16 protein-coding genes are annotated in these 14,907 nt (G+C 73.3%); 5 read left to right on the top strand and 11 right to left on the bottom strand.

What is annotated here, in order from left to right:
- Nucleotides 1-423: a hypothetical protein gene (locus tag AC6JBM_RS48180; RefSeq protein WP_350611989.1), complete on the top strand. Its 423-nt coding sequence runs from the start codon at nt 1-3 to the stop codon at nt 421-423.
- A gap of 61 nt (nt 424-484) precedes the next feature.
- Here the strand turns inward: AC6JBM_RS48180 and AC6JBM_RS48175 are convergent, their stop codons facing one another.
- Together AC6JBM_RS48175 and AC6JBM_RS48170 are read right to left on the bottom strand one after the other, a co-directional pair.
- Nucleotides 485-1,387 carry a Ppx/GppA phosphatase family protein gene (locus tag AC6JBM_RS48175; RefSeq protein WP_497986704.1) on the bottom strand — a complete coding sequence of 301 codons (903 nt, stop codon included), beginning with the start codon at nt 1,385-1,387 and terminating at the stop codon, nt 485-487.
- A 19-nt stretch (nt 1,388-1,406) separates the two neighbouring features.
- Complete coding sequence (locus AC6JBM_RS48170; protein ID WP_497980287.1) at nt 1,407-1,910, bottom strand: amino-acid N-acetyltransferase; 504 nt, start codon at nt 1,908-1,910, stop codon at nt 1,407-1,409.
- A 24-nt stretch (nt 1,911-1,934) separates the two neighbouring features.
- On the opposite strand from AC6JBM_RS48170, the gene AC6JBM_RS48165 reads away from it, so the two are divergent.
- Both AC6JBM_RS48165 and AC6JBM_RS48160 read left to right on the top strand, forming a co-directional pair.
- Nucleotides 1,935-2,420, top strand: coding sequence for a cellulose binding domain-containing protein (locus AC6JBM_RS48165; protein WP_497980286.1), 486 nt, complete (start codon nt 1,935-1,937; stop codon nt 2,418-2,420).
- Nucleotides 2,421-2,496: 76 nt separating this feature from the next.
- On the top strand, nt 2,497-3,447 hold the full coding sequence (locus tag AC6JBM_RS48160) for a phosphotransferase (RefSeq protein ID WP_497980285.1): 951 nt from the start codon (nt 2,497-2,499) through the stop codon (nt 3,445-3,447).
- Here AC6JBM_RS48160 and AC6JBM_RS48155 read toward each other — a convergent pair.
- The 5 genes from AC6JBM_RS48155 to pdxR all read right to left on the bottom strand — a co-directional run bounded on the left by AC6JBM_RS48155 (nt 3,424) and on the right by pdxR (nt 9,060).
- A complete protein-coding gene (locus AC6JBM_RS48155; protein WP_497980284.1) occupies nt 3,424-3,939 on the bottom strand; it encodes a DUF501 domain-containing protein in 516 nt (171 codons plus the stop codon). The genes AC6JBM_RS48160 and AC6JBM_RS48155 overlap by 24 nt on opposite strands.
- Nucleotides 3,936-4,487 (bottom strand): FtsB family cell division protein, encoded by a 552-nt coding sequence (locus AC6JBM_RS48150; RefSeq protein WP_350611984.1) that lies wholly within the window; start codon nt 4,485-4,487, stop codon nt 3,936-3,938. The genes AC6JBM_RS48155 and AC6JBM_RS48150 overlap by 4 nt, the downstream gene beginning before the upstream one ends.
- A gap of 81 nt (nt 4,488-4,568) precedes the next feature.
- Entirely contained in the window at nt 4,569-5,849 is a 1,281-nt protein-coding gene (gene eno / locus AC6JBM_RS48145; RefSeq protein ID WP_350611983.1) for a phosphopyruvate hydratase, read from the bottom strand.
- Nucleotides 5,850-5,944: 95 nt separating this feature from the next.
- Entirely contained in the window at nt 5,945-7,546 is a 1,602-nt protein-coding gene (locus AC6JBM_RS48140; RefSeq protein ID WP_497980283.1) for a DUF885 domain-containing protein, read from the bottom strand.
- Between the two features lie 143 nt (nt 7,547-7,689).
- Nucleotides 7,690-9,060 (bottom strand): MocR-like pyridoxine biosynthesis transcription factor PdxR, encoded by a 1,371-nt coding sequence (gene pdxR, locus AC6JBM_RS48135; protein WP_497980282.1) that lies wholly within the window; start codon nt 9,058-9,060, stop codon nt 7,690-7,692.
- A gap of 71 nt (nt 9,061-9,131) precedes the next feature.
- Here pdxR and AC6JBM_RS48130 point away from each other — a divergent pair, with 71 nt between their 5' ends.
- Nucleotides 9,132-10,112 (top strand): EamA family transporter, encoded by a 981-nt coding sequence (locus AC6JBM_RS48130; RefSeq protein WP_497980281.1) that lies wholly within the window; start codon nt 9,132-9,134, stop codon nt 10,110-10,112.
- Nucleotides 9,998-10,786: a patatin-like phospholipase family protein gene (locus tag AC6JBM_RS48125; RefSeq protein ID WP_497980280.1), complete on the top strand. Its 789-nt coding sequence runs from the start codon at nt 9,998-10,000 to the stop codon at nt 10,784-10,786. The genes AC6JBM_RS48130 and AC6JBM_RS48125 overlap by 115 nt, the downstream gene beginning before the upstream one ends.
- Here the strand turns inward: AC6JBM_RS48125 and AC6JBM_RS48120 are convergent.
- From AC6JBM_RS48120 to AC6JBM_RS48105, 4 genes are read right to left on the bottom strand one after another with little or no spacing between them, the layout of a single operon-like run.
- A complete protein-coding gene (locus AC6JBM_RS48120) occupies nt 10,756-11,805 on the bottom strand; it encodes a glycoside hydrolase family 26 protein (protein ID WP_497980279.1) in 1,050 nt (349 codons plus the stop codon). The two genes, AC6JBM_RS48125 and AC6JBM_RS48120, sit on opposite strands and share 31 nt — an antisense overlap.
- Nucleotides 11,806-11,814: 9 nt before the next feature.
- On the bottom strand, nt 11,815-12,561 hold the full coding sequence (locus AC6JBM_RS48115; protein WP_497980278.1) for a methyltransferase domain-containing protein: 747 nt from the start codon (nt 12,559-12,561) through the stop codon (nt 11,815-11,817).
- Nucleotides 12,558-14,036, bottom strand: coding sequence for a lipopolysaccharide biosynthesis protein (locus tag AC6JBM_RS48110; protein ID WP_497980277.1), 1,479 nt, complete (start codon nt 14,034-14,036; stop codon nt 12,558-12,560). The genes AC6JBM_RS48115 and AC6JBM_RS48110 overlap by 4 nt, the downstream gene beginning before the upstream one ends.
- Complete coding sequence (locus tag AC6JBM_RS48105; RefSeq protein ID WP_497980276.1) at nt 14,033-14,905, bottom strand: sulfotransferase domain-containing protein; 873 nt, start codon at nt 14,903-14,905, stop codon at nt 14,033-14,035. Before AC6JBM_RS48105 ends, AC6JBM_RS48110 begins: the two co-directional genes overlap by 4 nt.
- Nucleotides 14,906-14,907 lie beyond the last annotated feature (2 nt).

The following is a 14,907-nucleotide window of genomic DNA, read 5'->3' as shown; positions in this document are numbered from 1 at the left end:
GTGACCGATCTGTTGAAACGGCTCGCCGCGGCGCCCGGTGTCTACCGAGGCCGCGGGGACGGGCTGGAGTCCGGACCATTCGTCGCCCGGATCAAGGTGACCTCGGTGGTGCGGGGCAATGCCATCACGCTGGACTACGAGGCCGTCAGCGACAGCAAGGGCCTGCAGCACGTCGAGCACACGATCCTCACCGCGAGTGAGGCCGGCCGGCTGGAACTGCACGTCACGTGCCTGGAGCTGCCCGGCGTGACCCGATTCGTGCAGAGCGAGCCGGGGGTGTTCAACGCCTACGAGGGCGCCCTCCTGGCGAAGATCATCGTCACCATGCCGAGTGACGGTGTGCTCACGTACGGCTGGTGGTGGTCCCGCGACGACGCCGAGCCCCGCGAGCAGTCCCGGGCCGAGGTCCGCCGGACCGGGTGACCCTCCGTGCATGGCACCTGAGCTGCTCTGACACAAATCCGACAGGGCAAACCTGAGGAACTTACGCGAGTGACAGGGCGATTCCGTCGAGAATGTCCGACTCGGAGGCGATCACCGAGTCGACTCCCACCCGATCGACGATCACCCGCAGGATGAGCGCCCCCGCGCCGATCACGTCGGCGCGGCCGGGGTGCATGACGGGGTGCTCGAGGCGCTGGGCGGCGGACTGGCCGAGCAGCCCCGCGGTCACCTTGGCCACGTCGGCGGCGGAGATCCGCGCGCGGTGGATGCGCTTCGGGTCGTACTCCCCCAGCCCGAGCGCCAGCGCCGCCACCGTCGTCACCGAGCCGGCCAGCCCGACCAGCGTGCACGCCCGGGCGCCGTCGACCGCGGCCAGGGCCCGGTCCACCGCGGCCTCGATGTCCGCCTCGGCCGCCGCGATCTGCTCGGGGGTCGGCGGGTCCGTGCGCAGGTGCCGCTCGGTCATCCGCACACAGCCGATGTCGACGCTGATGGCCGCCTCGACGTCGCGCTCCCCCACCACGAACTCGGTCGAGCCCCCGCCGATGTCGACCACGAGGAACGGCGCCTCGGCGGTGAGCCCGCGCACGGCGCCGGAGAAGGACAGCCGCGCCTCCTCGTCGCCGGTGATCACCTCGGGCGGGAAGCCGAGCGTGTCGAGCACCATCGCGCGGAAGTCGCCCGCGTTCCCGGCGTCCCGGGAGGCGCTGGTCGCCACCATGCGGGCCGCGTCGACCCCGGCCCCGGCGATGTCCGCGGCGTAGTCGACCAGGGCCAGCCGGGTGCGCTCGATCGCGGCCTCGGACAGCCGCCCGGTCCGGTCCACGCCCTCGCCCAGCCGGACGATACGCATCTGCCGGGTCACGTCCGAGATCTCCGAGTCCTCGGAGACGTCGGCGATGAGGAGTCGGACCGAGTTGGTCCCGCAGTCGATGGCCGCCACGCGCTTCACACCCGGAAGCCTACAAATGCAGCAGCATCCGATGGTTGCCGAGGGTGTTGGGCTTGACCCGCTCCAGGTCGAGGAACTCCGCGACACCCTCGTCGTAGGAGCGCAGCAGCTCCTCGTAGATCTGGTGGGTGACCGGGGTGCCGTCGATCGGCACGAAGCCGAACGAGGCGAAGAAGCGGGTCTCGAAGGTCAGCACGAAGACCCGGCGCACGCCGATCTGGCGCGCCGCCTCGAGCAGCTCGGCGACGATCCGGTGGCCGATCTTGTGCCCGCGCAGGAGCGGGTCGACGGCGACGGTGCGGACCTCGGCGAGGTCCTCCCACATCACGTGCAGAGCGCCGCAGCCGACGATCGTGCCGTCGCTCGTGCGCTCGGCGACCCAGAACTCCGGCACGGCCTCGTAGAGCGCGACGGTGGGCTTGGAGAGCAGGCGCCGGTCCGCGACGTACATCGCGACCAGTCGCCGAATCCCCCGCACGTCGGCGGTTCGGGCCCGCCGGACGGTTACCTCCATGGGCGTAAGGGTAGTGGCGCGCGGATGTGGCTCCTGACACGCGATCGGGTGCTGATGGTCACCACTGCGCTCATGACGGTGGTGGCCGGCACCATGACGGTCCTGTACGTGACCAAGGACGCGCCCGCCGAGCGCCCGCCGATGGCCTCCGTGGCCGGCACGACCCAGCCGCCGCGGCCGACCGCCCACACGTCCGCCGCCCCCGGATCGGTCAAGGCGGCGTACGCGGTGCGCAGCAAGTGGAAGGACGGCTTCAACGCCGAGGTCACCGTCACCAACCTGGGCAGCCAGCCGCTCATGGGCTGGATCGTCCAGCTGAATCTGCCCAAGAACGTCGATGTCACATCGACCTGGGGCGCCACCGCCGAGCAGGGGCCCGGGCGGCTGGTGCTGCGCTCGCAGGCGTACAACACCTATCTGGAGGCCGGCGGGGCGATCCGGATGGGGTTCGAGGCCAAGGGACCAGCCGATCCACCGCCAAGCTGTTCCGTCAATGGCTCACCCTGCTAACGTCAACAATCCGACTGTTCGGCCGCGAACGGCCTCCGGTCCCGCCCGCGGGTGAAGTCTGACGTACCTTCTTTGGGTGCTGACCCCACCGGCCGGACTCCCCGAGGACGCCCTCGGGGCGGTGCTGACCAAGGAGTGGGGCATTCCGGTCAAGTCGCTGAGCTATCGGCCCGTCGGCTTCGGCAGCCACCACTGGGAGCTCGCCGACACCGCGGGTTTCCGCTGGTTCGTCACCGTGGACGAGCCGGCCGACCCGGCGAAGCTCGGCGCCTCGTTGCGGGTCGCCGCCGACCTGCACGCCACCGGGCACTCCTTCGTCGTCGCGCCGGTCCCCGCGCTGGACGGCGCCGTCGCGGTGCACCAGGGGCCGTTCACGATCGCGCTGTACCCGTTCGTCGAGGGCGCCAGCTTCGAGTGGAACGCGTTCACGGGCCCCACGCACCGCCGGGCCACCCTGGACATGATCATCCGGCTGCACACGGCCCCGCCCGTCGCCCGCCGGCACGCGCGCGTGGACGACTTCGCGGTGCCGCACCGCGACGAGGTCGAGGAGGCCCTGCGCCGGCCCGGCGACGAGATCGCCTGCGGCCCCTACGCGGTGCCCGCGGCCGACCTGCTCGAGGCGCACCGCCGGCCGCTGCAGCGGGTGCTGGCCCGTTACGACGAGCTCGTGCTGCAGAGCCGGGCCGAGCCGGTGCGGGCGGTGCTCACCCACGGCGAGCCGCACTCGGGCAACACCATGCGCACGCCGACCGGGTGGCGGCTCATCGACTGGGACACGGTGCTCGTCTCCCCGCCGGAGCGGGACCTGTGGCTGATCGAGCCCGGCGACGGGTCGATCTTCGAGGCCTACGCCGAGGCCACCGGGGTGCTCGTCCGCCCGTCCACGATCATGCTGTTCCAGCTGCGCTGGGCGCTGTCGGACATCGCGGTCGAGGTGCGCCGCTTCCGCCGGCCGCACACCGGCACCCAGGACGACGCCGAGGGCTACGAGATCCTGCGCTCAGTCGTCACCAGCATCGAGTGACACGCAGGGCCCCTGCGCCCACCACTCGCCGGCCAGCCGCACGGTCTCGTCGCCGAACGGATTCACGCCCGGCCCGACCGCCAGGGCGTGCCCGAGGTGCACGTGCAGGCACTTCACGCGGGTCGGCATGCCACCCGCGGAGACGCCGTCGATCTCGGCCACGTGCCCGACCGCCTCGCGGCGGCGCAGGTAGTCCTCGTGGGCGGCCTGATATTGGGCGGCGAGCTCGGGGTCCGCGGCGAGCCGGGCGCCCATCTCGCGCATCAGGCCGGCCGACTCGAGCCGGCTGCACTCGTGCACGGCCCGGGGGCAGGTCAGGTAGAACAGCGTCGGGAACGGCGTGCCGTCGGGCAGCCGCGGCGTGGTCTCGACGACGTCGGGCAGGCCGCAGGGGCAGCGGTGGGCGACGGCGCGGGTGCCGCGCGGCGTCCGGCCGAGCTGCTCCGCGACCACGGCGAGATCCTTCTCGGTGGCCGGTTCGAAATCGCTCACTGCTTGTCCGCCGCCTCGACGCTCGACCAGAGTTTGTCGTACCAGGGCCGGGGCGGCTTCGGCGCGCCCGGCAGCTCGGCGGGGTCGGTGGCCTGGTTGTTCGCCGGGTCGACGACCACGTAGGGCTTCTCGCCGGGCAGCACCATGTGCAGCCGCTGGCGGGCCTGGGAGATCACGTATTCGGGGTCGTCCCACTTCTTCGCGCGCGCCTGCATCTCGGCGACCTTGACGGACTGGCGCTGCTGGCTCTCCTCCAGCGCCTCGATCTCGGCCTGCTGGGCGAGGTAGACCCGCACCGGATAGGCGTAGGCGAGCAGCAGCACGAGGAGCACCAGGCTGAGCACGACCGCGCGGCTGGTGAACCGGCGCGGCTGCGGGGCCCGGGTGCGCAGCGCCGCCCCGGCGCCGGTGGCCACGGCCCGGCGCGCGACCATCGGCCGCGACGGAGCCCGGCCGGCCCGCTGCGTGCCCCGGCGCTCGCCCTGCCCGCGCGGGGCCGAGCCCCGGGGGCCGATCCCGCGCCCGCCGGGCCTGGTGCGCTGCTGCATGTGCTCCTCCCCCAGGTCCGTGCGGCCCGTGACCCCGGTCCGCCCGGGGGCAGATCGGGGTCGCGGGCCAATCAGAACGATTTATGCACGGTAGCGCGGGAAGGCGCCACGGCCGGCGTAGCGCGCCGCGTCGTCGAGCTCGTCCTCGATGCGCAGCAGCTGGTTGTACTTCGCGACCCGCTCGGAGCGGGCCGGCGCGCCGGTCTTGATCTGGCCGCTGCCCACGGCGACGGCGAGGTCGGCGATGGTGGTGTCCTCGGTCTCACCCGAGCGGTGGCTCATCATCGTGCGGAAGCCCGCGCGGTGCGCGAGGTCCACGGCGTCGAGCGTCTCGGTGAGCGAGCCGATCTGGTTCACCTTCACCAGCACCGCGTTCGCGGTGTCGGTGGCGATGCCCCGGGCGATGCGCTGCGGGTTGGTGACGAACAGGTCGTCGCCGACGATCTGGATGCGGGAGCCGAGCGCGTCGGTCATCGCCTTCCAGCCGTCCCAGTCCTCCTCCGACAGCGGGTCCTCGATGGACACGATCGGGTAGGCGTCGACGAGCTGGGTGTAGTACGCGATCATCTCGTCGGACGACTTGCCGGCGCCCTCGAACGCGTAGGCGCCGTCCTTGAAGAACTCGGTCGCGGCCACGTCGAGCGCGAGCACGATGTCGCTGCCCAGCGAGTATCCGGCCTTCTCGACGGCCTCGGCGATCAGGTCGAGCGCGGCCGCGTTGGTCGGCAGGTTGGGCGCGAAGCCGCCCTCGTCGCCGAGGCCGGTCGACAGGCCCTTCTTCTTCAGCACCGACTTGAGCGTGTGGTAGACCTCGGCGCCGGTGCGCAGGGCCTCGCGGAAGGTCGGGGCACCGACCGGCGCGATCATGAACTCCTGCACGTCGACGTTGGAGTCGGCGTGGGAGCCACCGTTGAGGATGTTCATCATCGGCACGGGCAGCAGGTGCGCGTTCGGGCCGCCGAGGTATTTGAACAGGCTCAGCCCGGCCGAGTCGGCCGCGGCCTTGGCCACCGCGAGCGAGACGCCGAGGATCGCGTTCGCGCCCAGCTCCGACTTCTCCGGGGTGCCGTCGAGGTCGAGCATGGCCTGGTCGACGAGGCGCTGCTCGGTGGCGTCGAAGCCGCGCACGGCCTCGGCGATGCGCTCGTTGACGTTCTCGACCGCCTTCTCGACGCCCTTGCCGAGGTAACGCTTGCTGTCGCCGTCGCGCAGCTCGTTGGCCTCGAACGCGCCGGTCGAGGCGCCCGAGGGAACCGCCGCCCGGGCCAGGGTGCCGTCGTCGAGGACGACCTCGACCTCAACCGTCGGGTTGCCCCGCGAGTCGAGGATCTCCCGCGCGCCGATTGCTTCGATAGTGGCCACTGTCGTGTCACTCCTTGCCGAAAAAATTGTGGTCGGCCGCCACGGTGCGGCACCCCTGAGCCTATCTCCCGGCGGGATCTCGCCCGGCGCTCGGGTTACAGATCCAGCAGCGTGCGCAGGTGGCGCGGGGGCGGGGAGCCGTGCGCGAGCATCCGGTCGTGCCAGTCGCGGAGGGTGACGTTCGCCGGGCGTTCATCGGCGATCTGCCGGACCTCGGTGTAGCCCACGAAATAGGTCGACAGCTGCGTCGAGCTCAGCAGGGCGCGGCGCCACTTGCCGGCCGCCTCGCCCTCCTCCTGGAAGCCGCGCTCCATCATCAGCGCCATGGCGTCGGCCTCGGTCATGTCGTCGCAGTGCACGCGCTGGTCGATGATGGCATTGATGCTCATGCGCAGCTGCATCTTCAGCTGCTGCAGGCGCACCGGCAGGCCGCCGAAGCCCCGCTCGGCCATGAGCTCCTCGGCGTAGACCGCCCAGCCCTCCACGAACGGGCCGCTCCAGCCGATCGCCCGGGCGCGGGTGCGGCCGCGGAAGCGGCGGGCGTGGGCCAGCTGCAGGAAGTGGCCCGGCGTCGCCTCGTGGACGGTCAGGTCGCGCAGCATGTGGCGGTTGTACTCGCGGTAGAACGACGCCACCCGCTCGCTCGACCAGTCGGCCGGCGTCGGGGAGATGCAGAAGAAGGTCGGCAGCTCCGCGGGCTCCAGCAGGCCCGGCGGGTCGCAGTAGGCCACGGCCACACCGCGCGCGAACTCGGGCATCTCCATGATCACCAGGGGGTCGTCGATAAGGGTGATCAGGTCGTGCTCGCGCACGAAGGCGGTCGCCTCGTCCAGGGAGACCTTGGCCAGCTCGACGATGGTGTCGTTGTCCGGCACGTCGGCCGCGGCCCGGGCCAGTGCCGCGCGGATGTCGCGGTCCCCGGTCAGCTCGGCCGCGGCCTCCCGCAGCTCCTCGGTCACCCGGTCCAGGTTGGCCTCGGCCCGCTCCAGCACCGTGCGGGCGCCCAGCTCGGTGTCCAGCGTGTGCCAGAGCCGCGCCTCCCACAGCCGGCGGCCCAGGCGGGGGTCGCGGTCGCTCGAGTCGAGGCGGCCGCGCAGCCAGTCGGCGAAGGCGTCCAGCTCGGTCGCGGCGCGCTCCTGGGCCGGCGCGATCACCTCGGCCAGGCCGGGCTCCTCCTTGAGCAGCTCGCCGAGCTCCTCGCGCACCAGCCGGGCGGTGCCCGCGAACTGGCCGATCGCTGTCTCCACGTGCACGCGGGGCGACTCGCCGAGCACCTCGCGGGCGGTGGCCAGGGCGTCGGGGATCGCGCTCAGCCGCGCGGCGAGCGACATCAGCCGCTGCTCGGCCGGGGCGAAGGGGCGCGAGATCAGGCCGTGCAGCAGGGTGCCGGGGTTGTGCACGAGCGGGTTCCACTCGTGCTCGCGGATCTCGGTGCGCTCGAACAGCATCCGCTCCACCCGGGCCAGCAGCACCGCGTGGTCGACCTGGTCCTGCCGGTCGAGCTCGTCGACGTCGATCTGGCTCAGCGCGGCGGAGGCGTCGCGCAGCATGTCGACGTCGCCGGCCACACCCTCGGCGGAGTAGTCGGGCAGCCGGTTGTCGAAGCGGTGATCCCCGGCGCCGGCGGCCAGCGCGGGCGCACACTCGAGCAACGCGTCCGCGATGTGCTCGGCCAACGGAACAAAGTGCTGGGACATGCCCCGACCGTATCCGGTGCACCGCCCCCCGCGCGCCCCGAGGCGGCCCCGACGCGCCGGGCGCTGGTCCGGGCGCGGCGGATCGCGCACATCATCCGGGGGCGAGCGCGCGGGCGACACCGGCCGGCACCGAAGGTGACGGCTCACATGAGCGTGGCGAGTTTGCGCACCGCGGCCGTCAGCTCGTGCGGCGTGTGCGCGGCGTAGCCCAGGACCAGCCCGCCCGGCCCGCCCTTGCGCACCCGCAGCGTCGACAGCGCCAGCGGGCCCAGACCGGCCTCGGCCGCGCGTTCGGCCAGGGCGCGGTCGTCGACGCCCGGCGGCAGCTCCACGACCAGGTGCAGGCCCGCCGCGATGCCGCCGATCCGGGCGCGCGGCAGGTGCCGGCGCACGGCCGCGACCACGGCGTCGCGGCGCTCGCGGTGCAGGCGGCGGGCGCGGCGCAGGTGCCGGTCGTAGCCGCCGCCGGCCAGGAACTCGGCGAAGGCGAGCTGCTGCAGGGCCGGGCCGCCGTTGTCGGCGTCGTGCTTGGCCGCGAACAGGTCGGGCAGCCACTGCGCCGGCGCGGCCAGCCAGCCCAGCCGCAGGCCGGGCGCGAGGACCTTGCTCACCGAGCCGACGAGGGCCACCCGGTCCGGGGCCAGGCCCTGCAGGCAGGCCACGGGCTCGCGGTCGTAGCGGTACTCGGCGTCGTAGTCGTCCTCCACCACGAGCCCGTCCACGCGGCGCGCCCAGGCGATCACGTCGGCCCGCCGCCCGGGAGCCAGGACCACGCCGGTCGGGAACTGGTGGGCCGGGGTCAGCACCACCGCGCGGACGCGGGTGCGGGCCAGGGCGGCGACGTCGAGGCCGTCGGCGTCCACGGGCACGGCGAGCACGTCGAGGCCGAGCCGGGCCAGGTGCTCGCGCAGCGCGGCCGGGCCCGGGTCCTCCAGCGCGATCCGCTTGATCCCGCGGGCCAGCAGCACCCGGGCCAGCAGCGCCAGGCCCTGCGTGACGCCGGCGGTGACGATCAGCCCGTCGGCGGGCACGAGGGCCGCCCGGACGCGGCCGAGGTAGCCCGCGAGCTCGGCCCGCAGCCGCGGCACGCCGATCGCGTCGGCGTAGTCGAAGTCCGCGTCGAGCGCGCTGGTCAGGGCGGTCTCGTAGGCGCGGCGCCAGGCCGTGCGAGGGAAGGCGCCCAGGTCCGGCACGCCCGGGCGCAGCGGGGCGACCGCGGCGCGCCGCTCGACGACGTCGGCGCGGCGGCGGGGCACGGCCGCGACCACCTCGGCCACCACGGTGCCGGAGCCGCGCCGGCTGACCAGGCGGCCCTCGGCGGCCAGCTGCTCGTAGGCGCCGACCACCAGGCCGCGGGACACGCCCAGGTCGGCGGCGAGGTCGCGGGTCGAGGGCAGCCGGGTGCCGGGGGCGAGGCGGCCTCGCGTGATCGCCTCGCGCAGGGCGCCGACGAGCTGCTCGCCGACCCGTGGGCGGGTGCGGTCGAGCTCGACCAACGCCTCCCATACCGACAAAAAGTGGCCCTTCAAAACGGTCCCTCGGTGGCACTGTAGCGGGTACCACTGGCGCTCGTAAGTTCGTGCGTATGAACCGGCGCCACTCCGCGTACTGCGCGCTGACCTGCGCGATTCTCGGCGGCTCGTTCGTCGTGAGCCGCTCGATCGTCGCCTATCCGATCCTGTCCGGCCAGGCCCTTCGCTACGCGCTGGCCGCCATCGCGCTCTTCGCGCTCGTCCGGCGCGAACCCGCCCGGATTCACCCGACCGGGCGAGAGCTGGTGCGCCTCGGGCTCGTGGCCGCGACCGGGCTGGTCGCGTTCAACATCCTGCTCCTGTACTCCCTCAAGCACGCGGACCCGGCCGTCATCGCCACCATCGTCGGCGTGAGCCCGCTGCTGCTGGCCCTGCTCGGACCGCTGTCGGAGGGCCGCCGCCCGGCCCCGCGGCTGCTCGGCGCGGCCGCGGTGGTCGTCGCCGGCGCGGCGCTGGTCTCCGGCTTCGGCGCGCACGACACCGCGGGGCTCGTCGCGGCCGGTGGCGTGCTGGCCTGCGAGGCCGCCTTCTCGCTGCTCGCCGCGCCGCTGCTGCCCCGGCTCGGACCCGTGCGCGTCTCGGCCTGGAGCACGGCTCTGGCCGTACCGATGCTGCTCCTGCTCCTGCCCCTGACCGGCGAGCGGCCGCGCCTGCCGCACCCGTCCGAGGCGGCCGCCCTCGCGTTCCTCGGGCTGGTGCTGACCGTGGTGGCGTTCGTGTGCTGGTACACGGGCGTGGCCGGGCTCGGCGTCGACCGCGCGGGCGTCTTCCTGGCCCTGGTGCCGGTGTTCGCCCTGGGCACCGCGGCCGTGGCCGACCACGAGGTTCCGGGCCCGGCGAAGGTCTTCGGCGTGTTGCTGGTGGGTGCCGGACTCCTGCTGACCGCGAGGCGTTCAGCAGCGCGTGTTAAGCAGGATGGATGCAACGCACCGCGCTCGTCCTCGGCGCCGGCGGCATCACCGGCGTCGCCTGGCAACTCGGCATCCTCGTCGGCCTGCACGACCGGGGCATCGACCTCGCCCGCGCAGATCTGATCCTGGGCACCTCCGCCGGCGCGATGACCGGTGCGCTGATCGCCGCGTTCGGCGACCCGCGCACCGCCGCCGCGATCGAAGCCCCGCTCGGCCCCGGCGACCCGCCGATCCGCGCCGACTGGAACCGCGGGGCGCTCGCCTTCCAGCTGCTGCAGGACGGCTCGCTGGAGCCGGCCGAGATGCGCCGGCGGATCGGCGCGATCGCGCTCGAGGCCGAGGTCGGCGCGCCGGATCCGTGGCTGGCCGCGTTCGGGCGCCGGCTGCCGATCGAGGGCTGGCCGGACCGGCTGACGGTGACCGCGGTGGACGCCGCCACCGGAGAGCCCGTCGCCTGGGATGCCGATTCGGGTGTACCGCTGGTGCCCGCCGTCACCGCCAGCTGCGCGGTGCCGTGCATCTTCCCGCCGATCCCCGTCAACGGCTCGCGCTTCATGGACGGCGGGGTGCGGTCGCGGACCAACGCCGACCTGGCCGCCGGCTACGACAAGGTCTACGTGCTCGCGCCCCGCATGCCGCTGCTGCAGCGCGAGGCGCTCGACCCGGCGTTCACCCTCATCGAGCCCGACGACCCCGCGACGGAGGCGATCGGCGGCAACGTCTTCGACGCCGGGCGCTGGATTCCGGTGCTGGCCGAGGCCGAGCGTCAGGGCCGCGAGCTCGTCATCGGCTTGTAGTACGTGTCCTGCGCGAGCGAGGAGCGGAACGCGTCCAGCACGCCGGGGTCGTCCGAGACCATGAACTGGTTCGTCGGCCCCTTGTTGTCGGTGGGGTCGGACTCGAAGTACAGCACCGCGCGGATCTGCGGGTTGGCCTTGAACGTGGCCGAGGCGTCGCGCAGCCACGACGCCCGCTGCTCGGAGCCCCAGCTGCGGGCGATGCCGAACTCGCCGACCATCACCGGCTTGCTCGGGTGCCGCGCGCAGAACTCGAGGAAGGGGCGCATGAGCGCGCCGATGGCGCCGTACTTCGTGCCGGCGTACACGTCCACGCAGGTCCAGTCGACCTGGTCATCGCCGGGGTAGAAGTCCGCCGCGTAGCCGCCCTGGAAGCCCTCGGCCGTCGGGCACCACACCCACGAGGCGTTCGTCGCGCCCTCCTGGGTGAAGATGTTGCGCACGTACTTCCACGCCGCGATGTAGTCCGCGCCCGACCACATCTGCGCGCGCAGGTTCGGGCGGTCCATCTCCCAGCGGTAGCGCAGCAGCACCGGATGGCCGAACGCCTTGAGCTCCCGGGCCCGCTGGCGGATGAGGTCGTCGTAGCGGCCCATGGTGATGAGCCGGGTGTCGCCGCCGGCCCACGACAGCATCAGCGTGCTGCCGCGGGCCGCGAACTGCCGGTCGGAGGCGGTGTCGAAGTCCTCGTCGAAGCGGCGGTAGGTGTTGACGATCGCCATCTTGCGCCCGAGCGACCGCTCCCAGGCCGTCATCGCGGTCACCCGGCCGGACTCGGTCAGGCTGCCGGGCCGCACCCAGGCGCCGAGGTAGGAGCCCTGCTTCGGCGGCCCGACGGGCCCGGCCTGGAACGGCCCCTCCGAAGTGGCGATGGCCGGCGGCCCCGTGTCCACTGTGGACGAGGGGGCCGCCGACGGCGGATGCGGCCGGCTCCCGTGGTTGAGCACCGTCAGGGTGATCCCCGCGGCGACCGCGACGGTCACGGCCACCACGGCGACGGTAACGACGATCCGCTTCAAAGGGCTCTCCTACTTCGGAATGCGCCTGGCTACATAGAGAACGTCCGTGGCCACCCCGGAGAGACTGCGCGAGCGGGTGGCGAGGTCGTCGGCCTTGCGGGCCATCGGGCGCAGCCACTCGCGGCGGTACGCGCCGGCCGGGAACACCGCGAAGCCGCGCCGGTCGATGACCTCGAAGCCGTGGCGGGCCAGCAGCTGCTCGACCTCCCCGTGCTGCAGCTCGGCGAACCAGGCGTTGCCGCGGTGCCGCCGGTGGCGCAGGTGGCGCAGCGACGAGCGGTTGCCGTGGTTCTCCACCACCAGCAGCCCCGAGTCGGCCTCGGGCAGGATCCGGGCGGCGAACGCGATCGCCCGGTCACGCACGTCCTTCGGGGCGTTGAGCAGCAGCCGGAACACGGTCACCAGGGCCGGCCCGTCGACCGTCGCCGGCTCCGGCAGCGGCCCCTCCTCGCTCACCTGGTGCAGCTTCGCGTAGACGCCCGCCTCCCGGGCCTTGGTCAGCATCTGCTCCGAGGTGTCGTAGCCGTGCGCGGCCCGCACCACCCCGTGCAGCAGCTTGATGGCCCGGCCGGTGCCGCAGGCGAAGTCGTGCTGAACGGGTCGCCGCGCCGTGAACTCCCGCCGCACCAGCCGGCGCAGGAAGGCCCGCTGGCGCCCGCTCACCGCCGTGGCGTAGGTCTCCGGCGCGTACACCACCCGCTCGTACTTGTCGACCGCCGCCTCCGACTGGAAGACCTCCGCGTAGTCCGTTCTCATCGCTCCCCCTGCATCAGAACCCTTTTCATGCGCACCGCCGCGTAGCAGTACGCGACGGCACCCGCCCCCGTGGCGGCGAATTTCACGATCAGTCCGGGGTGCAGCGGCCACAGCGCGAGCTGCGGCACCGCGAAGCACACGGTCGCCATGGCGGCGGCGAGCAGCGTGGCCCGGCCGAAGGGGTGCAGTCCGAGCCCGCGCACCACCTGCACGAGCGGGACCAGGTTGTTCACGAGCACCGCGGCCGCCAGGCCCACGGAGGCGCCGAGCGCGCCGCTGCGGGGGATGAGCAGCGAGTCGGCGGCGAGCATCACGACGAGGGCGAGCCCGACGTTGGCCAGGTTCCACCAGGTGCGCCCGGCCATCGCCAGCACCACGTCGACCATGCCGCAGGCGGTGGCGACCAGCATCGCGGCGGCGAGCACGCGCACGACCCCGACGCCGCCGTCCTCGTAGTGGTCGCCGAAGAGGCTCAGGTACAGGGGGGCGTAGGTGAACACCAGCAGGTACAAGGGCCAGCAGCACAGCACCACCCACGCGGTGGCCTGCCGGTAGAGCAGGTTGGCGCCCACGGTGTCCCGGACCGCCAGGCGCTCGGCGAGCCGCGGCTGCACGGACTGGGACACGCCCTGGTTCACGAACTGGCCGAGGATGACGAACCGGCCGGCGACCGCGTACATGGCGGCCGGGGCGAGCCCGGCCAGCGCCGCGACCATGAGCACGTCGACGCGCTGCAGCGCCATCTGGGCGAAGCTCGCCACCGCGCGGGGGGCGGTGAAGAACCAGAACCGCTTCGGGGTGAAGTCCGAGGCCTCCTTCCGGTCCGGGTCCAGCCCGATCCGGAGGCGCTTGAGCGCGTACCCCGCCAGCAGCGCCGTCGGGATGTACGGCAGCGCCCAGAACGCGGCGAACAGCTGCTCGCCCCAGCCCGCGGCCCAGACCAGCACCAGCAGCACGAGCTGCGCGGCCGGGCGCACGACCCGGTCCAGCAGCACCGTGGGGCGCATGGCCCGCAGCCCGCGGGTGGTGGACAGCAGCACGTCGGTGAACGCGGCCGCAGGCAGGAACAGCGCCAGCGCCCGCACCAGGTCGGGCCGGCCCGGCAGCAGGTCGGCCGCGAACCACAGCCCGCCCGCGATGCACACGGCGGCGACCGCCACCGGCAGCAGCGCGATGCGCAGGCACTCGCCGAAGCGGGACAGGTCGCCGACCGCGCGCATCCGGGCCGGCCAGTAGACCAGCGACGTCTGCACGCCGAGCTTGGCGAAGGTCACGCCGAGGCCGAAGGTGGCCGTGGCGGCGAAGAACGCGCCCGCCGCGTGCGGGTCGAGGGCCCGGGCGGCCAGCCAGGTGACCCCGACCCCGGCCAGCCCGGTGCAGGCGGTGCCGGCCAGGTTGGCGATCCCGCCGCGGGCCGCGCCGCGCAGCATCCCGCCGGGCGACTCCAAAGCCGGCCGCTCCAGCGTTGCCGTCACGATGGCATCCAGGAGGGTTTGTACCCGAGGAAGTTCGCCAGCCGCTCGTCGTAGGGCGCGTAGTGCTCGGCCAGCCGCTGGGCGATCGAGTCGTCGAGGCGGTTGCGCGGGCGGGCGTTGTGCCGCTCGAACTTCGGGTAGGTGTTCACGTGCGGCAGGTCGAGGAAGTCCACGACGGCGTCGTAGACGGGCTCGGGCCGGGTGAAGAACTCGCCGCTGTCCACCACGTGGATGCGGTCGCGGCCGAGGAGGCGGGCCATCGGCTCGAGGTACTCGATGTACTCGCCGCGGGCCCGGTAGGCGTGGTGCTGGTGGGCGAAGCTGTAGGCGAACGGGTCCCGCAGCAGCTTCTCGCGCTCGCCGGCCAGCCGCTGCTCCTCCAGCTCGAGCGCGCGGCCGAACTCGACCTCGGGCTCGAAGCCGCGGGCGACCTCGTGGGCGTGCTGCGAGTAGGCCCGCTCGACCGGGTCGCGCACGAGCACGACGAGGCGGACGCCGGGCAGGTCGGCGGCGATCCGGGTGAGCGCGTGCGGGTGGTACATGTAGTACGGGCTGGACTCGAAGGTCTGCGCGGGCACGCCGAACTCGGCCCGCACCCGCTCGGCCCGCCGCTGCAGCGGGAAGTGGCCGCGGTACCAGCGCAGGCCGTTGTGGTAGCCGACGTCGAAGTAGTGCACGCCCTTGTGCAGCACCGCCTTGATGACCGCGGGGTGCGCGGCCAGTGCCCGGTAGAGCGAGGTGGTGCCGCAGCGCTGCCCGCCGCAGATGAGGAACTGCGGCAGCATCCGCCGCCCGGCGGTGAGCTGGCCGTAGTTGCGGGATCCGAAGTGGACGATGCGCTTCATCGTCTCGGGTACCTGCACGGGCATGG

This window comes from Dactylosporangium thailandense (genome assembly GCF_059739745.1).
This window is presented reverse-complemented; position numbering and strand designations above follow the sequence as displayed.

What these genes read in the sequence shown, in the direction of transcription:
- AC6JBM_RS48170 (WP_497980287.1), bottom strand. Translation starts at nt 1,910, where the DNA reads ATGGAGGTAACCGTCCGGCGGGCCCGAACCGCCGACGTGCGGGGGATT.
- AC6JBM_RS48115 (WP_497980278.1), bottom strand. Translation starts at nt 12,561, where the DNA reads ATGAGAACGGACTACGCGGAGGTCTTCCAGTCGGAGGCGGCGGTCGAC.
- AC6JBM_RS48130 (WP_497980281.1), top strand. Translation starts at nt 9,132, where the DNA reads ATGAACCGGCGCCACTCCGCGTACTGCGCGCTGACCTGCGCGATTCTC.
- AC6JBM_RS48140 (WP_497980283.1), bottom strand. Translation starts at nt 7,546, where the DNA reads ATGTCCCAGCACTTTGTTCCGTTGGCCGAGCACATCGCGGACGCGTTG.
- AC6JBM_RS48105 (WP_497980276.1), bottom strand. Translation starts at nt 14,905, where the DNA reads ATGCCCGTGCAGGTACCCGAGACGATGAAGCGCATCGTCCACTTCGGA.
- AC6JBM_RS48165 (WP_497980286.1), top strand. Translation starts at nt 1,935, where the DNA reads ATGTGGCTCCTGACACGCGATCGGGTGCTGATGGTCACCACTGCGCTC.
- AC6JBM_RS48125 (WP_497980280.1), top strand. Translation starts at nt 9,998, where the DNA reads ATGCAACGCACCGCGCTCGTCCTCGGCGCCGGCGGCATCACCGGCGTC.
- AC6JBM_RS48150 (WP_350611984.1), bottom strand. Translation starts at nt 4,487, where the DNA reads ATGCAGCAGCGCACCAGGCCCGGCGGGCGCGGGATCGGCCCCCGGGGC.